Below are 18,143 nucleotides of genomic sequence, written 5' to 3'. Positions count from 1 at the left end.
TATTTCCACTTAACACTCGTCTCTGCACATATTTGAAACGTATTTCGTAGGCTAAAGAAATACCGGAAAATATATAAATATAAGGAGGAATTGGCAATGGCTCAAGTTGACAATCTTTGTAAGCAATTTGGCGATATTTTGAATGGCAAAAGCAAAGTGGACAAAGGGGTTTGTACAGTATCGCTTCATCGGGCTTTCCACGCGACAGTTCAAGGGAAGGGGAGCGCCACAGTAAAGCCTGCTAATGTGTCGTTTGAGTCACTTGATCAAAATGGTCGGGCGTTGAACTTGATGGAAATTGCAGTTCTCCAAGAAGAAATTCCGGCATTTATGCAATCTCTGACGCAACAAGGACTGATCATTAGTGCATTGCATAATCATTGGCTCTACACGAATCCATTGATCATGTATATGCATATCCAATCCGTCGAGCCGCCTCTCGACTTTGCGAGAAAGTTGGCTTATTCTTTCCGATATTTGAGCAGCTACCCTGTTTCAAAGTAAGCGTACCACACTTGAATTTGGTTCAAAGACACGTAACGCGTATAATTAGGAATAATAGACCAAACATTCATAAAGGCGGCGTTTTCGATTCAACAGATACAATTATTGCAAAAGGTCATCGACATGATCGAAAACCTTGCCTATGTCGGTGTCCATTAGCGTTGTATAGCAAGAAATAAAAGTAAAAAAGTGCAGTTTATTGAAAAGTGCTCTTGAATAAAAACAAAAAAGCTCCTAATGTAGGTAAGGAACGACGACTAAATCAGTTCCCTACACTATCAAAAGGAGCAAGCTCATGAAAAGTGTAAACCATAATTTAGTCTTTCGTCAATACTTCTCAAACTTGCCAAGTAACTTTTTGGATTGTCCACTAAGAAACTATGACGCAAAAAAAATCACGGATCTCTCAGTAGTGAAAGTTTTTATCATGGCCCTTCTCTGCAAGTGGGAAACGCTTAGAGATATCGAGATTGGCATTCGCTCAAAAGAGGACTTCCAAAAGGAGATTGGTGTAGAATCCATTAGCCATTCTCAACTGAGTCGTCGATTAAAAGAATTGAATACCGCAGATCTAGTCGATCTTTTAGGCAGAGTGGCCGTTCACTATCGTGCTTTGCAAGGCAATGCCAAGGGCATTATTGAGAAAGTAGGTTCCATCAAGATTATCGACGGCACCTACGTCAAGTTACCGAACCACGCTCTCAATTGGACCGCTGTTTCGAAAGATTCCTGCGGAATCAAACTACACGTACGGGTCGTGGTTGCCTCAGCCACAAGTATATTTCCCGAAAAGATGATTCCATCGACAGGGAATATAGCAGATTCAGACGCCGTCAATCATATTATCGATGCTGACGGAGCCCTGTATGTAATGGATCGCGGTTATGCACAAAACACAAAGATGGGCGGATGGATGGCTCGGAATATCCACTTTCTTGTGCGTGTAAGGAAGACGTTCACCATGGAGACATTGAAAAGCATCACACCAACACATCCAAAGGTAATTAAGAATGAACTGGTCTCCATCAAGACCCGCAAAGAACCTGTACGGTATATTGAGTTCATAGACGATGAGGGAACACCATTTCATTTAATTACAAACCGTCTTGACTTGTCTGAGGAAGAAATCCTCGAAACATATAAAAACCGTTGGTACGTAGAACTTTTCTTTAAATGGCTTAAACAACATATCAAGGTGAAACATCTGTACAGCTTATCTCCAACAGGTATCTGGAACCAGATGTTCATTTCGTTAATCACTTATGCGTTAACTGAAATCATGCGACTGACCCATCAACCTCACAAAACAATCTGGACATTCATGCGAACGTTGCAGCAATACCTTTTTGACCCTATAAAAAGACTTTTAAGAGACTTCAACCGAAGGTTGAAAAAGAGCAAAGGACGTCAGAAAGTACCTAACCCCAAACCAAAAGAATTGAGGTATGGAGAAGATTTCGCGATTGTCAGTCCAATAAGCAAAGAGCATTTTATCAATAAAAGTAAAGCTAGAAGAACAAAAAACGAAATTAAATAGATATGTAAAAAAAAGGGAACTGAATCGTCATTACAACCCTGTTCCCTTTTTAAACTTTTCACCAGCAAGTGAACTGTAAAATTATTCAATTATAAACTATTAATGGAATATATGCAACGCTAGTGGTCGGTGTCTGTGCAGCACACTATTCAGGTTATTAACTACAATTGCATAAAATAAATGAAGAAGTCAATAGCATCAAGATTCGGTTGACTTCTTTCTGTATTTAAATAAATACTAGTGAATTGTCATAAATGTGTGCTGCACAGGCACCTGGATTTTAGGCGCTTGGATTCTATATCTTTCCTAATTGATTTTTTCTATATTTCTTCTAAACAATTCAATAAGTATGAATGGTAATCCATGTTTTTTAGCAATCTCAATACTCTTCACTTCAGGATTTTCTTCCAACTCTTTTTGAATCAAATCGATGAAGTCTTCTTTTTTCACTTGAATCACCCCTCTTTGATTGATCATTCTTTATTGGAATCGATTTCATTTAAATCGTAATGGGTGTAATTACAATATCTTTTTGATCCAGCGCTACACCCTGAATAGGGGATCCGAAGACCGTATTCGTAGCAGTGTTGATGACGGAAACCGTATCATTGCCGTTTGCTGTATAGGCACGGGTACCATCCGGCGTGATAGCAATATTAATAGGAGTTAGATCGGAACCGAGAGGAAAGGTGGTTAGAATCGTATTCGTTGTCGTATTAATGACAGAAACCGTGCCGTTTCCGCTATTTGCCGTATAGGCGCGGGTACCGTCAGGCGTGATAGCAATACCAAAAGGGAATGCATCAGGAGCGAGAGGAATGGTAGTTAGAATCGTATTCGTTGCAGTATCAATGACAGAAACTGAGTTGGTAAATAAATTTGATGTATAGGCGCGTGCACTGTCCGGAGTGATAACAATCTTAATAGGAGCTACTTCTACTTCATTATCTGGATCGAGCGAAATGGTAGTCAAAACAGTATTCGTTGCAGTATCAATGACGGAAACCGTGTCGTTTCCTTGATTTGTTGTATAGGCGCGGGTACCGTCCGGTGTGATGGCAATGCCAAAAGGAATGGTTCCATCAGGAGCAAGTGAAATGGTAGTTAGAACGGTATTCGTTGCTGTATTAATGACAGAAACAGTGTCGTTGTTACCATTTGCTACATAAGCTCGGGTACCGTCCGGCGTAAAAGCGATGCCACCAGGTCCTGATCCATCGGGAGCAAGTGAAATGGTAGTCTGCACCTTATTCGTAGCAGTATTGATAACAGAAACCGTGCTATCGAACGTATTTGATGTATAGGCAAGGGAACCGTCTGGTGTAATTGCGGTAACAAAGGGAAGCTCCCCAACAGGGATCAAATCGAAGACCGTGTTGGTGGCGGTATTAATGACGGAGACCGTATTCTGAAATAAATTTGTAACATACGCAAACGGACCAAAATCGATGGAACTAATCGAACAGATTGGAATGATGCGTGTACCAAATACACCAACGAGAATCAGTCTTCCTTCGTCTACTCTGAATATACGGCCTTGTAAAACTTCACAACTTCCCGAGAGCCTAACCGAAATATACTGGCCTTCTAATTCCTGAAGTGTCATCAGCAAGTCTACAAAACAAATACTTTCCGGATTTATTGGTCTTATTCCCAATATTATCACCTCTTATTAATTGTTTGTCCTATTGTATGTATTGAAATCAATACAGTGTTAGGTGTTCATAAAAGAAAAAAGCAATGAAAATATCTTCACAAGAGTAATGAGAGTTGTTGCGATATAATTTAAACAAACATTCATAAAGGCGGCGTTTTCGATTCAACAGATACAATTATTGCAAAAGGTCATCGATACGATCGAAGAACATATAAAGGAAGAGATCAAACCAGAAGAATTGGCGAAAATGACCGGGTACTCTCCTTTCCATTTTTATCGGATCTTTCATCAGCATATCGGCTATACCGTTATGGATTATGTCGTGAAAAGGAAGTTGCAGCACGCTTTATTCGAGCTGGTGAACGGTAAAAAAGTGATTGATATTGCGCTTGATTATGGGTTTGAAACCCATTCCGGTTTTACGAAAGCGTTTAAACGAGTGTTTGGAAGTCCTCCGAGCTTATACCGGCTCCATTGTCCAAAATCATTGCCACCAAAACTGGATTTAATGAACTTGCGCGAAAAAGAAGTCGGCGGCATCGTCATGCAGCCGAAAATCATGCAGAAGGAAGGCTTTACGATTGCCGGGAAAACCTATGAAAGTGCTATGGATAACGTGTTTTACACGAGAGATGCCCCAGCTTTCTGGGATCAACGTATCGCGCCGGAAGAGGCAATCGAAACGATGTTGTATGAAAAACTATCCCCGGAAAAGCACGGAGAATATTGTGTGAATCTGAATGATAGGGAAATGAATGATACATTTACGTATTTATTTGCAGTTGATTGTGATCAAGAAGATGCCCAACTACCAGAAGGTCTGACGAAGCTGCAAATAAAACCAGCAACGTATGCCGTATTCAAAATTCCCCCAGTAGATGTGGAGAAGTTCGTCCCAGCAATCAAAGGCACGTGGAAATTCATATTGGAGGATTGGCTGCCTCAATCTTCCTACGAAGTCGATGAGCAAGGGCATGATTTCGAGTATTACGATGAACTTTGCCATGACTGGATTTACGATAAAATCACGATGGAAATTTATGTGCCAATCAAAGAAAAAGACAAAGCGTAATTCGATCACGCTTTGTCTTTTTTTAAGACGACTGTATACAGATACAAAACTGGCATGACGAAGCAAGCACTTGCTATGATTGCAGTTTTCACTGCGAATCGTGACGCAATCACTCCAATGATTGGACCGCCGCCAATTTGGCCGATGGCGTCGACTTGGCCTTTTACCGAAAAGAAGGTCGCCCGTGTCGAGGAATCAGGGATGATTTTATTTAGCCAAACGTCTTCTAACGGGTACATTACTTGCCTTGTCACTTCGATCATGACGTAAAACAGTAGCAAACTGACGACAAAAGCAGAGAATGCGAAGCCGATGAGTGAAGCAACTATAAGAGCACTGCCTATGAAAAGGGCAACGTAAATATGTCTTAAATTCAAATGGATCGTACTTCGGTTAATAAAGTGAAGAACCGTGAAGGAAAGTAAGACGACAATGAATTGAAGTCCGCCCATGAAGAGGACTAACTGTTCATTCGTTAATGAAGCTAAAGCAGATACGTCAATGAAATGCGTCATCCATAAACGGTCAAAGCCTTCGCTATACAATCCGATGAACAACGCAATTAGAAGCAGCATTCTCATGACAAAACTCGCTTTGGAAAAAACAACGATTTCCTTCATGTTTCCTTTCATACTTTTCCATGCCGAAACTCTTTCGCCTGTACGCAAAGGTTTGAAATTGTCCTCTTTCATGAAAAACCATAAGTAAATGGCAAGTCCAAGCATACAAATGCCGCCTATGATGATCGGTAAGTTAATCATAAAATAGCCCGTCAATATACTAAGAGGAATGGCGATGATTTGGCCAAGCTTCCCAAACTTTGCTCCCCTAATAAATGCGAGGGATGCCCGTTCTTCCCCGATTTCATCTGCAATCCAAGCCTGTTGGGCCCCACTTGTAAACGTATAACCGATGCCCCATGCAATTTGAGAGAAGATGACAGCCGCAAATAGAGGGAATATCCCTTCAATCATAAATCCGAAGCCGATTAAGAAATAGCCGATGACGAGTGAAAGCTTTCGGCTTTTGACGTCCGCCACTACGCCGGTCGGAATTTCAAATAAAAAAACTGTCAGCTCCAAAACGGTCCCGACCAAAACGAGCTGAAGCGGATCGAGCTTCACAACTTGTACATGGTACAGCAAATTCACCGTAAAGATAAAAGTGAAAAACAGTTGCGATAAAAAGCAAGTGAACAAGTAAACTACATATGGATCTTTCTTGTTGAATGTCCTCATAATCTTCCCCCTCCACTTGATTATAGGGAAAGGACATCCCGGCATCTGTTCCAAATTTGCGGTTTTGAGTATTTGAAGGAGAATGGCTTGGATTTATTTGGTGATACATCAACTGTTGTTGTTCACATTAAACGACTGCGAGAAAAGATAGAATTCGATCCGAAAAACCCAGTATTTCTAGAAACGATCTGGGGTTCTGGATATCGATTTAATAATAATTGAAATTTGTCAAAAGCATATTTAGATCCGATGAAACTATGTACTTAGTATATGATTTTATCGGGTTTTTTTATTGTTGTTCCAACTTATTAATTAATGAATTTTAGCGATATACAACTATTTCTCTTTGACAAACTATATACTTAGTATATAATAAATCGAGAATGGGAGGAATTCATATGATTAAAGTTAGCAATCTACAAAAAGAATTTTTGAATGGGCAAGAGTCAACACAAGTGTTAAAGGGTGTAAATTTACATATTGAAGAGGGAGAATTCGTAGCGATCATGGGACCAAGTGGCTCCGGAAAAAGCACGTTGCTCCAATTGCTTGGAGGTCTCGATGTACCGACTGATGGAGAAATTGAAATCGATCATGCACCAATACATGACATGAAGGAAAGGGAACGAACAGTTTTCCGAAGAAAGAAACTGGGCTTCGTATTTCAAAATTATCAATTGCTTCCCAACTTGACGGTCGAAGAAAATATAGCGTTTCCCCTTCATGCAGACGGAAAACTAACGCCAGAAAACATTGAATGGATCCATGAGTTAACCCGATCTGTTGGATTAGAAGGATTGAATGGCAAGCGTGCGAATCTTTTAAGTGGAGGCCAACAGCAACGTGTCGCGATTGCACGAGCGTTAGCGAACCACCCAACCGTTTTATTGGCTGATGAACCGACAGGGAATTTGGATCGAGCCAGGGCAGAGGAAATCCTCGTTTTGCTGTCCACTTTTCATCGTAAAAACAAACAAACGATTGTAATGGTTACTCATGATATTTTTGCGGCTGGATTTGCGGATCGCATCATTCTCTTTAAAGATGGAATCATCGATCAAGTTATCTCTAGGGAGGATAGTGACTATGCTAAGTATTTGGCGAATTTCATGGCGTAACATGACGCAAAACAAAAAAAGGTTATTCTTCACTTTACTTGCGATGGTTTTAGGAACGGCTTTTGTAACGTCCATGTTAATTGCCGATAAAACGACGGATGATGTGTTTGATTACTATGAGCAAATGTATGTGGCGAATGCGGATTATTGGGTTTTAAGTGATGACTATACATTCCCTGAAGATCTGATTTCACCTATCCTCCGTGAACCCATTGTGTCAAACTCATTGCTTGCGCTTGATAAGCAAGCTTTCTTCGAGCTTGCGGATGATCGGTCCCTCAGTCAAAGGGCAGTGCGAATTACAGGGGTGAGCGATCAAAGCAGTCCTCTACTAACACTTCCGGTCATTGAAGGTAAGTTGGATAATGAAGGACTCGTCGTCCCAGAACCGGTCGCAGACCTTTTAGGTAAGGGTGTCGGAGATACAATTCAGTTTACCGGAATGGGGGAAGCAAAAATTTCCGCCATCGTCGAGTACACCCAACTACTAGCAAGTCCCTCCAATTGGGAACGGGCTGAATCGACTAGTTTTCGTGTAATGGCTCCTCTTTCATTACTCAGAGAATGGACAGGAAAACAGGAAGAAATCTCTTATATGCGATTTCAAGTGGAAGGGGATGGAGAGGAACTTTTTAACACTTTCCAGCAAAACTTCCAAGGAACGAGCGCATATATTGAACCGGTCGTTGCGGATGACTTACAGAGCAATGATATCGGTGGGCTTTACACGTTTTTCTATTTAATCGCCGGTTTATCCATTTTCATAAGTGGGTTTATCGTTTTTAACATGATCTACACAAGTGTGATTGAAAGAAAAAAAGAATTCGCTATCATGAAAAGTCTCGGTTATACGCAATCTTCCGTTTCCAAGCTTGTATTGATTGAAATGACGCTATTGGCATTTATCGGTACTGCGATTGGCGTACCACTTGGAATTTGGCTTGGAGATCTGTTCATGAAAGCTCTTCTCGGAGTATTTGAATTCGATATGGTTTATACATTGAATTGGGAAATGCCTTCCTTGATAGGTGTTCTCATCGGTTTGTTATTTCCGATTGTATTTTCTCTCTTCCCAATCTATTATGCGGGAAAGACTTCAATCTTATTGACAATGAAGATGGCAGAACGTACGACTTCCACATCGAAACGGCATTATGTAAAAGCGTTCTTCGGCGTCGCGCTCCTTTTACTGGGAACAATAATCGATCACCCTGTTTCCTATGCAGCGATTATCGCAGGAGCCATCCTTTTATTCCCGTACCTGTTAAAGGGTCTCAGTACACTCATGAAACCGGTGTTTGTTACCTTTTATAAGTATCCCGGTACATTGGCGTCCCGTAATGTTACGCAACAATTAAACCGAAATGGAAATACAGCGGCGATCCTAGCCATTGGTATAGCAGTTATTTTGTTGTTAAGCGCTGTAGTAGAATCAGCACCAAGAGGAATCGATAATGATATTAGAAGCACTTATGGCGGAAATATGAGAGTCAAATCAGAGGCGCCTTGGTCAGCTGAAGATATGGAAAAAATACTTTCGTATGGTGGCGTGACAAATGTTGAAACATTAGCTGAGGCAACTCCTATTACATGGGGAACGATTGAAGGGCAAATGAGGCAATTCTCCGTTCTGGCGGTACGGGAAAACGGCCCTGCGATATATACTCACGAACAGGAAAAGGACATTACTAATCGTTTACGGCAAAATCCTTCCGTCCTGCTTGGCGAACGAGCTTTTGCTGAGTGGGGAGGTACAATTGGCGAAAGTATTGTCTTGAATACCCCGAACGGAAAACAGTCTTTTGAAGTGATCGGTGTTGGGAAAACATCGCATTATGCCGGTTATGTTGCTTTTATGGATGCTCTCGTCATGAATGATGTATTCGGATGGACAAACAGTTTTGATTTGCTGCTGTCCGTAGATAAGGAGTCGTATGATACAATACGGGATCAATTATGGACTGATTTTAGTAGCCACCTTTCCAAGGTAGAAACAGTTGAGGAGGAAATACAGTCGACAAGCTCCGCAATTTCGGGAATGAACGAGCTTCTCGTTGTCATGTTGGTCCTCGTCGTCGGGTTAGCTAGTATCGGTACAGCAAATACATTGTTGATGAATACGTTGGAACGCGTATCGGAGCTTGGAACGATGCGGGCTCTCGGGTTTACGAAACAGCAGATACGGAATATGATATTGGCAGAAGGCATGCTCATTGGACTGGCAGGAGTGGTGGGAGGACTGGCAACAGGTATCCTATTAATCTTTTTGACAAGCAAATCACAGCTGATGGACGGGTTTCTATCTTTCCAGCTGCCATATAGTGACATGTTGCTAGCAATAGTCGCAGGGGTTTTGCTAAGCTTGGCCGCAGCCTGGATTTCCAGTAAGAGTGCAAGTAAAATGGATATCCAAACATTACTCAAAGAAGGTTGATAAATTGTCAGTCAAGTACGGTATTTTAACGTTATTATACAAGCAAAAAAATCATGGGTATGAATTGAAGTTAGAATTGGATTCCCTGCTTGGCACGAAAGGAAAAATCAATCCGGGTCAAATCTATACGACTTTGGATCGTCTTATTCGCGATCAGCTTGTCTCTTCGGCGGGAATAGATCATCAGGAGAGAAAGTTATACGAATTGGAGCTAAAAGGCAAGGGAGAATTGGAAAAGTGGCTGTTGGAGCCGGTGCCTTACAACACAACAAAAGAGGATTTCTTCTTTAAATGGAGTTGTGCTCGAAAAATTCAGTTTCATGAAGAACAGCGGATGCTGGAGCAACAGAAAACGTTAATCATTCAAGAAGTGATGGAATTGACCCAATTAAAAACGGAATTTCTATTGGAGGGGGACGAAACGAAATATTTATTGACCACCGGCATGTTATTCCATTTAGACGCAGATTTAAACTGGATCAACCAAGTCGTAAACCGGAACCGTTGAAACTTAACCCAATTTCTCGATTTATTAAGGAGAAATTGGGTTTTTTAATGCAGTTCATTTAATAAAGAGGCGACCATTATACAGTTTGAATCATCTCTATAAAGTTTTGAGCAGCCTTGGACAAGCTATGATCTTTGAGCCATATTAATCCGACTGATCCAGTCAACTCGGTTGTGCTTGATATTCGATAAGCATTTATCGGATATCCTCGAAATCGATAAAGTAAGGTTTCTGGAACGATAGATGCTGCATAATCAGCTGAAACGAGATCCATCAAAAGGCTAATATCAGAACACTCCCCAACAATATTAGGCTGTAGCTTGAATCGGGAAAACGCCTCTAGAATCAAATAATGCACACCTAATCCCTCTGTACTTGGAAATAGGAGAGGATACTGTTGAATATCAGTAAGTGATATTTCTTCATTAAACGATGGATGTTCCTTAGATGTAATGAAATAAAATGGCTCATTACATAGATGAAGCACAGAAAAGTCGTCCAATGGTAGTGGCAAGCGGATAATTGCTAATTCCACAATTCGGTCCCTGACTAATTGACAAAGATGTGAGGATTCATTTTGTTGAATTTTATACGTAATCTTCGGGAATTGTTTTTGAAATTGCTCAAGAACCTCAGGCAGTCCGCGAACAGAAAAGGTGTTGACTCCCATCGTGAGCCTTCCATTTACGCCTTTACCGACTTCCATTACTTCTGTTTTCGTTTCCTCCAACAATTGAGTTATTTCTAAAGCATTTTTGTATAGAGCATTCCCTGCCTCTGTCACTTCCAAATACTTTCCACTTCGCTCGACTAATTTTGAACCGAGCTCCTTCTCCATCGCTTTCAATTGCTGGCTTAATGGGGGTTGGGACATATGAAGTCTTTTAGCAGCAGCAGAAATCTTCCTTTCTTCTACAATCGCAATGAAATAGCGCAGTTGCCGAATATCCATCATTAACAACCCTTCCATAAGGTATATGCAAAACGTTAGTAGAACCAATTTTATTAATATTTTTCATATAAATAACCTAATGATAACATGGATATAAAGGAGGTGCAGACTATTTTGAAGCTGAAAGTGATATGTATGAGTTTCCTTGTAGTTATGCTTACTGCATGTAGCACGACTCCAAACTCCGAGGAAAGTTCACCTATACAAGAAAATAGGGAGGGAACGAATATGGAACAACAGTTAATTTCTGCAGCAGCAGAAGGAGACACAAAAACCGTTTTAAAATTAGTAGAAGGCGGAGCGAATATTAATGCGCAGAATAATCAAGGAGTTACAGCTGTAATGGCTGCAACGCAAAAAAACAATATAGATACAGTTAAGGCTCTTATCGAACAAGGCGCAGACATAAATATTCAAAATAACAATAAGGATAATGTGCTTTTATATGCTGGAGCAGAAGGTTTGCTGGAAATTGTGAAACTTGCTGTTCAAGCCGGGGCTGATACAACAATTACAAATCGTTTTGGTGGTACTGCGCTCATTCCGGCTTCAGATCGAGGACATGTGGATATTGTAGACGAGCTTTTGACTAACTCTGACACTGACGTGAATCACCTTAATAACTTACATTGGACTGCATTATTGGAGGCTGTCATTTTAGGAAATGGCAGGGAAAACTATCAACAAATCGTACAATTACTAGTTGACCATGGCGCTGATGTCAATATTACTGATAGAGATGGAGTTACCCCACTAGAACATGCAGAAAGACGTGGATTTAAAGAAATTGAACGTATTTTGAAAGAAGCTGGTGCGTAATAATTTATCGTAATAAACTATGTTTATCATTTTAGAATAAGTTTGCGCTCTATTTTGATTTCTGGGATGGATTTATAAAAGGGGAGAGATTGTTTTGACATTATTATTAAAAAATGTACGTTTGGAAACAGGGTATTTGTATGATCAAACGTTTGTCACAGCTACAGAAACGAAAATAGTTGATGTATTGATCGAAAATGGAAAGTTTGTTGAAATAGCTCCAACGATCGAAGCAAGCGATGCAGTAGTAATAGATGCCAAAAAACAACTACTCGTTCCATCGTTCAAGGAAATGCATACACATATCGATAAAACATACTTCGGTGGGGAGTGGAAAGCGCCAACACCGGCTACAGAAGGGATTTTTACTCGTTTAAAAGAAGAAGCGACATTATTACCTAAACAATTGGATGTTGCTGAAGAGAGAGCACACGCGATGGTTCAACATTATATAAAAAACGGACATACACATATTCGTACACATGTGAACGTTGACCCACAAATTGAGACGAAACATATGGAAATAGTGAAGCGTGTTTTAGAAAGTTATGAAGATCGTATCACATATGAAATCGTTGCATTCCCACAACACGGTATTTTACGTAATGGACCAGAATTTTTAACAATCCTTGAAAAAGCATTACAAATGGGAGCGACCCATATTGGCGGGGTGGACCCTGCTTCAATGGATCGCAATAGTGGGGAAGTTTTAAAAACTACTTTTCAATTAGCTGAAAAATACGATGTAGCAATCGACATTCATTTACATGACCGAAATACATTAGGGGAATTCGAAATCCACCAAATCCTGAATGAAATTGAACAAAGGTCTTTTGATAAAGAAGTAACTCTCAGTCACGCATTCGCGTTTGCGGATTTGCCACAACAATCATTAGACAATCTAATCGATCGAGTGGCTGCAAACAATGTTGGAGTGACAACAACGGTACCAATGGGCGCAGGTCCGATTACAATTCCTGTGAAGTATATGTATGATCGGGGCGTAAAAGTTTCTTTTGGGCATGATAGTCTTATTGATCATTGGTCTCCTTTTGGAAGCGGCGATACGATTCAAAAATTAAATCAGTTTGTACAACGTTTTGGATATATTGACGAATGGCATATTGGACAATCATTGAAATACGCTACAGGCGGATTAACACCATTAAATGAAGAAGGCGAGCAACAGTGGCCAAAAGTTGGGGATACGGCCAATGTGCTACTTGTGGATGCAGTGAGCTCTGCGCATTTGATTGCCAGACAATGCCCTATTTCGACAGTGATTTCAAAAGGGAACATCATTCATGAAGAAGAGATAGAGCTTAAGGGGGAATTCCGATGAGTACATGGCTACGAAACGTTCGACTGGAAATTGGTGAAACAACGTATGAAGATGGCAGCATTCAAACCGTAACCGATTTGTTTCATATTCAAGTTTCGGAAGAAGGAATTCAGACGATTATTCCCGCAACTGAAAATGTACCGGATGCAGATGCGATTGATATGGAAGGGAAATTAGCGCTTCCTGCATTCAAAGATATGCATAATCATTTGGATAAAACGTATCTCTCATTAGGATGGAGGGCTTGTCGTCCTGTAAAGAGTTTATCCGAGCGATTGGCTTTTGAAGCTGCTGAGTTAGAGGAACTTGCTGAAACAGCGGAACAAAGAGCATCTGCCATGATTGAATTACATTTGAGTAACGGTGTGAATCATATTCGAACACATGTGAATATAGATCCTTTCATTAAATTGAAAAATTTAGAAGGTGTTAAAAAAGCACTGAAAACTTATGAGCATTATTTAACGTATGAAATTATCGCGTTTCCGCAACATGGCTTGTTAGCTCATGAAGAAATTCCTGACTTATTAAGACAAGCATTAGATTCGGGCGCAACAATCTTAGGGGGACTTGACCCGGCAGGCATTGATATAGATATCGAAAAGTCATTGCAAGTCACAATGGATATTGCCAAAGAGTATGATGTCGATGTCGACATGCATCTGCATGATAGAGGACAAGTAGGTTTCTATACAATGGATAAATGGTTGGATATGGTGAAAGAACAAGACTATAAGGGATCCACTGCTTTTAGTCATGCATTTGGTTTAAGCAAATTGACGCCTCATATGCAAAAGCAATTTGCAAAAAAATTAAGCGAGCATAACGTGGAAATTATGTCTACCATCCCTATTTCTATAAACTCTCAGCTCATTCCAATTGATATTATGAGATCGGAAGGCGTTAAAGTTGCTTTAGGTTGTGACGGCTTTTTTGATTCCTGGAGCCCTTATGTCCCTGGAGATGTTTTGGAAAAAGTGCATAACTTCTGCGACTATACAGGGAAATCAAGCGAACGGTCGTTACGCGAAAGTTTAAGCTTAATTACACAAGGTGTAACGCCATTGGATAGTGAAGGTAAACAAGTATGGCCTAACATTGGAGATGAGGCAAGTTTTGTATTTGTAGATGCCAGCTGCAGCGCAGAAGCCGTTGCAAGACTACCGAAAAATAGACAGTTAATGCATAAAGGGAAGTTGTACAATTAAGATATAGGAAACTTATTTATAGAACCCAAACCACTAATGGTCTGGGTTCTTCTTAATTTATTCCACCGTACTTTTGGGAACGTAATTGCACGTTATCCTCAGCTACAAAGCGCCTATTCTGTTATAATGAGGAACGATTTAATGAGAATCTAACTACATCTATTGCAGGTATGCATGGACAACTACAGAGAGGAGAAAAACAAATGCATACTTTGAAACAACAATGGTTCGGAAATATCCGAGCAGATATTTTAGCAGGAATCGTTGTAGGGCTTGCCCTCATTCCAGAAGCATTGGCCTTTGCGTTCATCGTAGGCGTGGATCCGCGTGTCGCGCTCTACGCTTCATTCACCATCGCCGTCATTACTTCGTTTGTCGGCGGGCGTCCTGGGCTTATTTCAGCCGCGACCGGCGCGATGGCGTTAGTCCTCGTCAACTTGATGGCGGATCACGGATTGCAATATGTATTGGCGGCCACGGTGTTGACCGGTATTATTCAATTAATTATCGGAGGACTCGGGGTTGCCAATTTAATGCGATTCATCCCGAACTCCGTCATGCTTGGGTTTGTAAATGCGCTTGGCATCATGATTTTCATCACCCAGCTGCCATATTTGCGTGGACATGACACAATGACATTTATTTTTGCAATCGCGACATTGATTCTCGTGTACGCGGTCCCGCGCTTCTTCACGGCTATTCCCGCGCCACTCATTGCGATTGTCGTCATGACAGGCATTGCACTTATAAGCGGCGTATCGCTGCAAACAATCGGCGACTTAGGAAAGATGCCAAGTTCACTGCCGACATTTTTCTTTCCGGATATTCCGCTTAACTTGGAAACGTTGAAAATCATCTTTCCGTATTCTTTGGCATTGTCGATTGTCGGTCTACTCGAATCATTGCTCACTTCGCAAGTGCTTGATGATATGACGGATACGCCGAGCGATAAAAATAAAGAGGCACGCGGACAAGGAATCGCGAACTTCTTCACAGGATTTTTCGGCGGGATGGCAGGATGCGCATTGATCGGCCAATCAATGATCAATATCAAATCGGGCGGTCGAGGGCGACTTTCCACTTTTACGGCTGGTGTATTTCTCATGTTTTTGATTATCGTGTTAGGAGATGTCGTCGTTAAAATCCCGATGCCGGTGCTAGCAGGCGTCATGATCATGGTTGCTGCAACAACATTCAATTGGGGGTCGTTCAAGTTCCTGAAACAAGCGCCGAAAACGGAATCGATCGTCATGCTCATTACCGTTGCAATCATTTTATATACACATAATTTGGCGATTGGCGTTGTTGTCGGTGTCATCTTGAGCTCACTGTTTTTCGTCTCCAAAATTTCTCGTGTGACTGTGACGAGAGATGCGGGCATATATAAAGTAAAGGGACCGCTGTTTTTCGCTTCCACGACAAAGTTCATCCAGTCATTTAAAGACGTACAGGAAAAGGAAATCATTATCGACTTTGAAGATAGCCAGTTATGGGACGAATCTTCTGTCGGGGCTGTCGCTAAAGTGAAGCAGAAACTTGAGGATGAAGGGGTGGCGGTGACAATCCGAGGCCTTAATTCTTCGAGTGAACAGCTATACGAGAAGTTACTATAAGGGAGGAATGACTATGAAAATTGCTGTAGCAATCGACGGGTCAGAAAATGCGCTGCGCGCTGCAAAACATGCAATTACGCTCGCTCAACATTTTCCGGAAGCGCAATTGGAGTTCATCTATGTGGCGGATTACAATAAAGCGAAAGACGAACGGCTTTTATCGCAAAGCGAAGAAAGCCTCCTGCTAAAGAGAAAGCAAAAAGTCGATCCCATTTTAGAACTGGCAAAAAAAGCAGGCGTGAAATCGAAAATGACGATGCTAAAAGGGGAACCAAGCCAGGAAATAATAAAATATGTGAACGCCGAAGCAATGGACCAACTGGTCATCGGCAGCCGAGGCCTAAATGCATTCCAAGAAATGGTGCTCGGCAGCGTCAGCCATAAAGTGATGAAGCATGTGGATTGCCCGGTAACGGTTGTGAAATAATGGAATGCGCCTGCGCCTCGCAAACAGCCTTGAAATAAGGTGCCTGTGCAGCATACTATTCAGTAAATACACTACAATTGCATAAAATAAATGAAGAAGCCAACAGTATCAACGTGGCACTGACTATCTTTTTTGAGACAATTAAAAAACACCTTATTATGCAGCCAGTTGTCGGTATTGTACCGGCGATTGGCTGTTTAATTTCGTTTGGATGCGGATATTGTTATAATAAGTAATGTATTCTTCGACAATTTGAATCACATGCGCATTCGTTGTGCGATGGATTCCGTCGAGGTAAAACGTTTCCGACTTTAGCGAGGAGTGGAACGTTTCGATTGGAGAATTATCAGCGGGCGTGCCTTTTCGGGACATGCTCATGGTAATTCTCTTTTCTTTTACTGCCTTTTGATAGGCATATGATGTATAAACCGAACCTTGATCGCTATGCAAAATACAGCCTTCCGGCAAGTCAGGTAATTGATGCAACGTATCCAGCACAAAGGCAGTATCCTGGATGGAACCGATGGTCTGGGCTACAATTTCTCCATTGTAGACATCTAGGATACTTGAAAGATACATCATAGATTGCCCGAAGGGCAAGTACGTAATATCCGTCACTAGCTTTTCCAAGGGTTTAGACGCAGTAAAATCCCTCGCCAACAGATTCGGTGCGACATATGCAGGCTGCCCAGTACGTTTCCGTTTCTTCACTTTTACACGGCACTGCCAACCATGTTTCTGCATGACGCGCTGTACTGTCTTCTCGCAGGCCCCAGGAAACAGTTCCGCAATCTTCCGGTAGCCATATATGAATTTATGCTTCTTACACAATTCCCCAATCTGTCGATTCCGCGTCTCCTTTGGCGTTTCGTTCCCTTCTTGAGCTTTCCAGCGATAATACGATGATCGACCGACGCCCAAGTGTCTGCAGATTTCTCCTATAGTCATCTTTCCACTTAATTCTTCCACTAACTGAATCACAACTCTTGGCGCCACTTCCTTTCCAATTCCGCGTACTTTTTTAACACTTCCACCTGTTGTTTCAGATATCGATTTTCAGCCTGCAACCTCGCTGTCTCACTTTCATACCCCGGTCCTTTGCCGAAGGCATATTGCTTGCCGACCGGTTGTGCAAGACGATGCAATTCACCATTCCGATACCATTTCATCCAAGTTTTCAGCTGTGTACGGTTTCGGATATTCAGTTCCTCCATAACTTCTTTTACAGGAACACCCGCTAACCTCATTTGAATCGCCTTTAATTTAACTTCTTCTGGATAACTAACTTTAGTTCCCATAGAAAAAACACCTCCACGTTGATGTATTAAGGTTCAATACCCGTTTTTCAACGTAAGGTGTTTTTATTTGTCTCATTTTCTTAGGTCAGTGCGACGTCTCTGTGGCTTCTTTTTGTATTTATATGCTTTTAAATGAATTGTCATAAATGTGTGACGCACAGGCACCTGCCTTAAGCTTGTTATAATACACTTTTGCCATGTGTAAGGGTGTTCTATGTAAGGGAGTCCGATTTGTCAATGGATAAAGTAAGTATTTTTGATTTGGAAAAAACTTCTGTCACAAAATAGTCTTTTTTTATTGCTTTTTCCCTGATAGTTGATTAATCTTTAGTTGAACAATAATTAGTCATCTAATTATTAGAAGTCATAAATGAATCTTGAGTGAGTCGTACATCTCGATGTGTAGATCTTACGAT

General features: G+C 41.2%; 16 protein-coding genes and 1 pseudogene. 12 read left to right on the top strand and 5 right to left on the bottom strand.

Annotated elements, in window-relative coordinates; all coding sequences use genetic code 11:
* Positions 1-96: 96 nt before the first annotated feature.
* Both AC0L13_RS16865 and AC0L13_RS16860 read left to right on the top strand, forming a co-directional pair.
* A complete protein-coding gene (locus AC0L13_RS16865) occupies positions 97-504 on the top strand; it encodes a DUF1259 domain-containing protein (protein ID WP_473641644.1) in 408 nt (135 codons plus the stop codon).
* Positions 505-799: 295 nt separating this feature from the next.
* Positions 800-2,041 carry an IS4 family transposase gene (locus AC0L13_RS16860; RefSeq protein WP_473641642.1) on the top strand — a complete coding sequence of 414 codons (1,242 nt, stop codon included), beginning with the start codon at positions 800-802 and terminating at the stop codon, positions 2,039-2,041.
* A gap of 306 nt (positions 2,042-2,347) precedes the next feature.
* Here the strand turns inward: AC0L13_RS16860 and AC0L13_RS16855 are convergent, their stop codons facing one another.
* Together AC0L13_RS16855 and AC0L13_RS16850 are read right to left on the bottom strand one after the other, a co-directional pair.
* A complete protein-coding gene (locus tag AC0L13_RS16855; RefSeq protein WP_473641640.1) occupies positions 2,348-2,491 on the bottom strand; it encodes a hypothetical protein in 144 nt (47 codons plus the stop codon).
* Positions 2,492-2,540: 49 nt separating this feature from the next.
* Positions 2,541-3,698: a beta-propeller fold lactonase family protein gene (locus AC0L13_RS16850; protein WP_473641638.1), complete on the bottom strand. Its 1,158-nt coding sequence runs from the start codon at positions 3,696-3,698 to the stop codon at positions 2,541-2,543.
* A gap of 178 nt (positions 3,699-3,876) precedes the next feature.
* On the opposite strand from AC0L13_RS16850, the gene AC0L13_RS16845 reads away from it, so the two are divergent.
* The gene (locus AC0L13_RS16845; RefSeq protein WP_473641636.1) at positions 3,877-4,770 is read left to right on the top strand and encodes an AraC family transcriptional regulator; all 894 of its coding nucleotides are present in this window, start codon (positions 3,877-3,879) and stop codon (positions 4,768-4,770) included.
* Between the two features lie 5 nt (positions 4,771-4,775).
* Here AC0L13_RS16845 and AC0L13_RS16840 read toward each other — a convergent pair whose 3' ends face one another.
* Positions 4,776-6,008: an MFS transporter gene (locus tag AC0L13_RS16840; protein ID WP_473641634.1), complete on the bottom strand. Its 1,233-nt coding sequence runs from the start codon at positions 6,006-6,008 to the stop codon at positions 4,776-4,778.
* A gap of 84 nt (positions 6,009-6,092) precedes the next feature.
* Between AC0L13_RS16840 and AC0L13_RS16835 the strand changes: the two are divergent.
* The 4 genes and pseudogenes from AC0L13_RS16835 to AC0L13_RS16820 form a co-directional block, all read left to right on the top strand.
* Positions 6,093-6,230, top strand: a pseudogene (locus AC0L13_RS16835) (winged helix-turn-helix domain-containing protein); the annotation flags it as partial.
* Between the two features lie 176 nt (positions 6,231-6,406).
* Positions 6,407-7,126 (top strand): ABC transporter ATP-binding protein, encoded by a 720-nt coding sequence (locus tag AC0L13_RS16830; protein ID WP_473641632.1) that lies wholly within the window; start codon positions 6,407-6,409, stop codon positions 7,124-7,126.
* Positions 7,095-9,560, top strand: a complete 2,466-nt coding sequence (locus AC0L13_RS16825; RefSeq protein WP_473641630.1) for an FtsX-like permease family protein — start codon at positions 7,095-7,097, stop codon at positions 9,558-9,560. Before AC0L13_RS16830 ends, AC0L13_RS16825 begins: the two co-directional genes overlap by 32 nt.
* 4 nt (positions 9,561-9,564) lie before the next feature.
* Positions 9,565-10,068, top strand: coding sequence for a PadR family transcriptional regulator (locus AC0L13_RS16820; RefSeq protein ID WP_473641628.1), 504 nt, complete (start codon positions 9,565-9,567; stop codon positions 10,066-10,068).
* 76 nt (positions 10,069-10,144) lie between these two features.
* Here the strand turns inward: AC0L13_RS16820 and AC0L13_RS16815 are convergent, their stop codons facing one another.
* Entirely contained in the window at positions 10,145-11,020 is an 876-nt protein-coding gene (locus AC0L13_RS16815; RefSeq protein ID WP_473647085.1) for a LysR family transcriptional regulator, read from the bottom strand.
* Positions 11,021-11,248: 228 nt separating this feature from the next.
* Here AC0L13_RS16815 and AC0L13_RS16810 point away from each other — a divergent pair, with 228 nt between their 5' ends.
* The 5 genes from AC0L13_RS16810 (at position 11,249) to AC0L13_RS16790 (ending at position 16,429) form a co-directional block, all read left to right on the top strand.
* Positions 11,249-11,839: an ankyrin repeat domain-containing protein gene (locus AC0L13_RS16810; protein ID WP_473641627.1), complete on the top strand. Its 591-nt coding sequence runs from the start codon at positions 11,249-11,251 to the stop codon at positions 11,837-11,839.
* 94 nt (positions 11,840-11,933) lie between these two features.
* Positions 11,934-13,181, top strand: a complete 1,248-nt coding sequence (locus AC0L13_RS16805) for an amidohydrolase (RefSeq protein ID WP_473641625.1) — start codon at positions 11,934-11,936, stop codon at positions 13,179-13,181.
* Positions 13,178-14,389: an amidohydrolase gene (locus tag AC0L13_RS16800; RefSeq protein ID WP_473641623.1), complete on the top strand. Its 1,212-nt coding sequence runs from the start codon at positions 13,178-13,180 to the stop codon at positions 14,387-14,389. The genes AC0L13_RS16805 and AC0L13_RS16800 overlap by 4 nt, the downstream gene beginning before the upstream one ends.
* 203 nt (positions 14,390-14,592) lie before the next feature.
* A complete protein-coding gene (locus tag AC0L13_RS16795; protein WP_473641621.1) occupies positions 14,593-16,002 on the top strand; it encodes a SulP family inorganic anion transporter in 1,410 nt (469 codons plus the stop codon).
* A 13-nt stretch (positions 16,003-16,015) separates the two neighbouring features.
* Entirely contained in the window at positions 16,016-16,429 is a 414-nt protein-coding gene (locus AC0L13_RS16790; RefSeq protein ID WP_473641619.1) for a universal stress protein, read from the top strand.
* Between the two features lie 156 nt (positions 16,430-16,585).
* On the opposite strand, the gene AC0L13_RS16785 is transcribed toward AC0L13_RS16790, so the two are convergent.
* Positions 16,586-17,727 (bottom strand): IS3 family transposase gene (locus AC0L13_RS16785; protein WP_473641616.1). Its coding sequence is split into 2 segments (ribosomal slippage): positions 16,586-17,454 and positions 17,454-17,727, totalling 1,143 coding nucleotides; the frame shifts between segments, so codons are not numbered across the junction.
* Positions 17,728-18,143 lie beyond the last annotated feature (416 nt).

It is taken from the genome of Sporosarcina sp. QA0331 (assembly GCF_055808055.1).
This window is presented reverse-complemented; position numbering and strand designations above follow the sequence as displayed.